A 4,719-nucleotide genomic window follows, 5' to 3' on the forward strand; every position below is an offset into this window, starting at 1 on the left:
CTCCACATCCAACTGCTCTCAAACATCGTCTTCATGGCGGCTGTGGTGACGCTCGTCGCCGCAGTCGTGGTGTGCGTGAGGTGGCTACGGGCGGACGAGCGGGAGTCCGAGCCCGGTCCGGTTCGAGAGCCTCTGCGAGGGGGAGGGCACCTGTAGCCGCCGGATCCTTACCGCCAAGCAAGTGCTTGGTAGTGTGTCGGGCATGACCAAGAGCACGAGGCCCGCGTCGGAGTTGACCGACGACGAGTTCGCCGCGGAGTTCCGCGAGTGGTTGGACGCCAACCTCGTCGGCGAGTTCGCCGAGATCAAGGGCGTCGGCGGGCCGGGCAGCGAGCACGAGTTCTTCCCACAGCGACTGGCCTGGGAGCGGCACATGGCCGCCGCGGGCTGGACCTGCGTCGGGTGGCCCGTCGAGCACGGGGGCCGCGGCGCATCGCTCAGCCAGCAGGTGCGCTTCCACGAGGAGTACGCCAAAGCCGACGCCCCGGCCCGCGTGTCCCACCTCGGCGAGACGCTGCTCGGGCCCACCCTCATCGCCCACGGCACGCAGGAGCAGAAGGACCGCTTCCTGCCGAAGATCGTGGACGTGTCCGAGCTGTGGGCCCAGGGTTACTCCGAGCCGGGTGCCGGCTCGGACCTCGCGAACGTCGCCACCACCGCCGAGCTGCGCGAGGACGGCAGGTGGCATATCAACGGCCAGAAGGTGTGGACCTCGCTCGCGCATCTGAGCCAGTGGGCGTTCGTGGTGGCCCGCACCGAGGAGGGCACGAGCCGCCACAAGGGTCTGAGCTTCCTCCTGGTCCCGCTTGACCAGCCGGGAGTGGAGATCCGGCCGATCCAGCAGCTCACCGGCACCAGCGAGTTCAACGAGGTGTTCTTCGACGACGCGGTGACCGACGCGTCCATGATCGTGGGGGAGCGGGGCGAGGGCTGGAAGGTCGCCATGACCCTGCTCGAGTTCGAGCGCGGCGTGTCCACCCTCGGCCAGCAGGTCGGTTTCGCCCGAGAGCTCGAGCAGATCACCGGGATGGCGCGCGCCAACGGCAGCGCGGACGTCCCCGCCGTGCGCGAGGCGATCACCCGCGCCTGGATCGGCCTCAAGGTGATCCGCGCCCACGCGCTGCGCACCCTCGCCGAGCGGGACGCCACCGGGGGCAACGCCTCCGCCGCCAAGCTGCTCTGGGCTAACTGGCACCGCGATCTCGGCGAGCTGGCGATGCTGGTGCAGGGCGCCGAGTCCCTCACCGGCCCCACCGAGACGTCCGAGGGGGCGCCCAACGACCTGCGGGACCCCGAGCACGTGGAGCTGGCGCTGTGGCAGCGGCTGTTCCTGTTCACCCGCTCCGACACCATCTACGGCGGGTCCAACGAGATCCAGCGCAACATCATCTCCGAGCGTGTGCTCGGACTACCCCGAGAGGCCAGGCCGTCATGACCGAGCACAAGTCCCCCCTCGCCACTGTTCCCGAGGAGACCCCGGGCCACGGCCTGCTCAAGGGCAAGAAGGTCGTCGTCACCGCGGCGGCCGGCACCGGCATCGGCTTCTCCGCCGCCCGCCGCGCCGCGCTCGAGGGTGCCGACGTCCTGGTGTCCGACTTCCACGAGCGGCGTATGAACGAGGCCCGCGACGCGCTCGCCGCCGAGTTCCCCGAGCAGCAGTTCGAGGCGATCACCTGCAACGTGCAGTCGACCTCGGACGTCGACGCGCTCATCACCGGTGCCGCCGAGAAGCTCGGCCGGATCGACGTGCTGGTCAACAACGCCGGGTTCGGCGGCGAGGGCGAGCTCGTCGACATGACCGACGAGGACTGGGACCGCGTCCTGGACATCACCCTCAACGGCACGTTCCGCGCCACCCGCGCCGCGCTGCGGTACTTCCGCGACGTGCCCCACAACGGGGTGATCGTCAACAACGCCTCCGTCCTGGGCTGGCGTGCACAGCGGGCCCAGGCCCACTACGCCGCCGCCAAGGCCGGCGTCATGGCGCTGACCCGCTGCTCGGCCATCGAGGGGGCGGACTTCGGCGTGCGGATCAACGCGATCGCACCGTCCATCGCGCGTCACGCGTTCCTCGAGAAGTCGGCCTCGGCGGAGTTGCTCGACGAGCTCGCCTCAAAGGAGGCCTTCGGGCGCGCGGCGGACGTGTGGGAGGTGGCCGCGACCATCGCGATGCTCGCGAGCGACTACACCACCTATCTCACGGGTGAGGTCATCTCCATCTCCTCGCAGAGAGCCTGAGCTGACAGCAGTGGACGGTCGCCCATCTCACCGCTGGTGGGGAGGATGTCCGCAGGCGGTCGGACCCATTCCGGTCACGGTCCGTGGCAAGGAGATCCTTATGTCCGGCTCAGGTCGATAATCGGGTGCAGCCACCCAGCCGAGCCGAGGCTGGTCCGGACGTCAGGAGCCTGGCATGGATATCAGTGACATCGTGTACGACCTCGCGGATGACGTGTGGGGGTCGGCGGACGACATCTCACCCGAAGGGTCGATCGGAAACGTGATCGGCGGGGTGCTCAAGATCCCCGGGAACCTTCTGTACTTCATCGGCGACATCCTCTGGGACTTCGGGTCCTGAGACCCGCCGCGCCCCGCCCACCAAGGAGAAGACCATGCTCAGCGATTTGCTGCACGACGCCCACGAGGCGATCGACGGATCCGTCAGTGACCTCACCCTGCCCGAGAGTTCGGTCGGCGACGTGCTCAACGGCGTACTCCGCCTGCCCGCACGGCTGATCAGCCTGCTCGAGTACCTGTTGGAGGACTTCGGGTCCTGACCCCTAGGCCCGGCGGATCTTCTCGACCTGCCTGGCAAACACGTCCACGGCGGTGTCGCGGGCGGCGTCGGGCACCGGGCCGCCCGCGCCCGTCGCGGTGACGGACACCCCGACCCCCCGGACCACGCCGGTGATCATGAGGTTGCCGGTGCGGATCTCGGTCCCCATCATGGTCATCGTGCTGTCCTGCGAGACGGCGGCGAAGTCGGTCACGCCCTCCGGCGGATCGAGCGGCAGAAGCGTGTTCTGCGTGACGGACGCGACGTCGGCGCCCTCGATCGGGACCGTCACGGTCATGACGGGGCAGTCGGTGATCACCCTGTCGCGACCGGGGACCCCGTCGGTCACCGTGGTCACCGCCACCGCGTACGAGGTGTCCCCGGACCGGCCGGCCTGGATGGCCATCGCGCCGGGCCGGGCCTGGGCGAGGAAGGCGTCCTGGCTGAAGTCCGCGCAGTTCTCGGGCTCCACGCGCAGCCCGGCGGTGAGGGTCTCCAGGGAGTCGATGCCGCCGGTGAGTTCCTGGGGGGAGATCGGCGCGAGGCCGAGGTCCGGGGCGTCCTGCGCGGAGAGCACCAGCTGATCCATGGGCGTGGCCGGGGTGTCCGGGGCCGGCGGCTCCTGCCCCGGCGCGACCTCGGCCGCCGCCGACGAGGGGGGAGCGGCGGTCTCGTCGTCGTCCCCCTCCCCGCTCGCGCACGCGGCGAGGCTCAGGGCGAGGCCGAGCGCCGCGGACGCCGCGAGGACGCGGCGGCCGGGCCGGCGGGGTGGGCGCGTGGTGGAGGTCCGCATGCGGGGAGCCTAGACCACCTCCCCCGCGAGGCGGACCCGTACCTAGCAAGTGCTTGGTTGGTACCCTGTCCCCATGACCAGCACGACCAGACGTGAGGAGCTCCTGGCGATCGCCGCCGGGCTCTTCGCCGAACGCGGCCTGCGCGCGACGACCGTGCGCGACATCGCCGACGCGGCGGGCATCCTCTCCGGGAGTCTGTACCACCACTTCTCCTCCAAGGAGGCGATCGTCGACGAGATCCTCAGGGGCTTCCTCGACTCGCTCTTCGGGGACTACCGCAGGATCGTCCGGTCCGGCTCGCCGCCCCGGGAGACCCTCGAGGGGCTGGTCCACGCGTCCTTCGAGGCGATCCACCGCCACCGCGACGAGGTGGCCATCTACCAGGACGAGCTCAAGCACCTCCGCGGCAACCCGCGTTTCGAATACCTACGCGAGCGCAACACCGAGTTCCGCGACATGTGGACCGATGTCCTGAGGCAGGGCATGGACTCCGGCGAGTTCCGCGGCGACCTGGACATCCGGCTGACGTACCGCTTCCTGCGCGACACCGTGTGGGTGGCCGTGCGCTGGTACCGGCCCGAGGACCGATACGACCACGCGGAGATCGCGGACCAGTACCTCACCATCGTGCTCGACGGTCTGGCCGTCGAGTGACCTTCTTCACCCCATCCCGAGGAGACCAATGACCAGTGTGACCGGCCGCGAGGCCTATGTGATCGACGCAGTGCGGACGCCCGTGGGCAAGCGCGGCGGGACCCTGTCGGGACAGCACCCGGCCGACCTCGGCGCGCACGTCATCCGCGCGGTCGTGGAGCGGACGGGGATCGACCCCGAGGTGGTCGACGACGTGATCTTCGGCTGCGTGGACGCGATCGGGCCCCAGGCCGGCAACATCGCCCGGTCGGCGTGGCTCGCGGCCGGGATGCCGCTCGGCGTGCCCGGCACCACCGTGGACCGCCAGTGCGGGTCCAGCCAGCAGGCCATCCACTTCGGCGCCCAAGCGATCATGTCCGGGACCCAGGACGTGGTCCTGTTCGGCGGCGTGCAGAACATGAGTGCCCTGCCCATCTCCTCGGCCATGCTCGCCGGGCGCGAGTACGGCTTCGACGACCCGTTCACCGGGTCCACCGGGTGGGTCGAGCGCTTCGG

7 protein-coding genes are annotated in these 4,719 nt (G+C 70.1%); 6 read left to right on the top strand and 1 reads right to left on the bottom strand.

Annotated elements, in window-relative coordinates; all coding sequences use genetic code 11:
• Positions 1–202: 202 nt before the first annotated feature.
• From Q0444_RS14020 to Q0444_RS14035, 4 genes are all read left to right on the top strand, one after another.
• Positions 203–1,435, top strand: coding sequence for an acyl-CoA dehydrogenase family protein (locus Q0444_RS14020; RefSeq protein WP_291085300.1), 1,233 nt, complete (start codon positions 203–205; stop codon positions 1,433–1,435).
• Positions 1,432–2,238: an SDR family oxidoreductase gene (locus tag Q0444_RS14025; protein WP_299023534.1), complete on the top strand. Its 807-nt coding sequence runs from the start codon at positions 1,432–1,434 to the stop codon at positions 2,236–2,238. The genes Q0444_RS14020 and Q0444_RS14025 overlap by 4 nt, the downstream gene beginning before the upstream one ends.
• 175 nt (positions 2,239–2,413) lie before the next feature.
• A complete protein-coding gene (locus Q0444_RS14030; protein WP_291085294.1) occupies positions 2,414–2,578 on the top strand; it encodes a hypothetical protein in 165 nt (54 codons plus the stop codon).
• 34 nt (positions 2,579–2,612) lie between these two features.
• Positions 2,613–2,777 carry a hypothetical protein gene (locus tag Q0444_RS14035; RefSeq protein WP_291085292.1) on the top strand — a complete coding sequence of 55 codons (165 nt, stop codon included), beginning with the start codon at positions 2,613–2,615 and terminating at the stop codon, positions 2,775–2,777.
• Positions 2,778–2,780: 3 nt separating this feature from the next.
• Here Q0444_RS14035 and Q0444_RS14040 read toward each other — a convergent pair whose 3' ends face one another.
• Positions 2,781–3,569 (bottom strand): hypothetical protein, encoded by a 789-nt coding sequence (locus Q0444_RS14040; protein ID WP_291085289.1) that lies wholly within the window; start codon positions 3,567–3,569, stop codon positions 2,781–2,783.
• 73 nt (positions 3,570–3,642) lie between these two features.
• Between Q0444_RS14040 and Q0444_RS14045 the strand changes: the two genes are divergently transcribed.
• Together Q0444_RS14045 and Q0444_RS14050 are read left to right on the top strand one after the other, a co-directional pair.
• Positions 3,643–4,224 (top strand): TetR/AcrR family transcriptional regulator, encoded by a 582-nt coding sequence (locus Q0444_RS14045; protein ID WP_291085286.1) that lies wholly within the window; start codon positions 3,643–3,645, stop codon positions 4,222–4,224.
• 28 nt (positions 4,225–4,252) lie between these two features.
• A partial coding sequence (locus Q0444_RS14050; RefSeq protein WP_299023537.1) for a beta-ketoacyl synthase N-terminal-like domain-containing protein occupies positions 4,253–4,719 on the top strand: 467 nt, incomplete at its 3' end.

The organism is uncultured Dietzia sp. (genome assembly GCF_937873725.1).
Taxonomy (GTDB): domain Bacteria; phylum Actinomycetota; class Actinomycetes; order Mycobacteriales; family Mycobacteriaceae; genus Dietzia.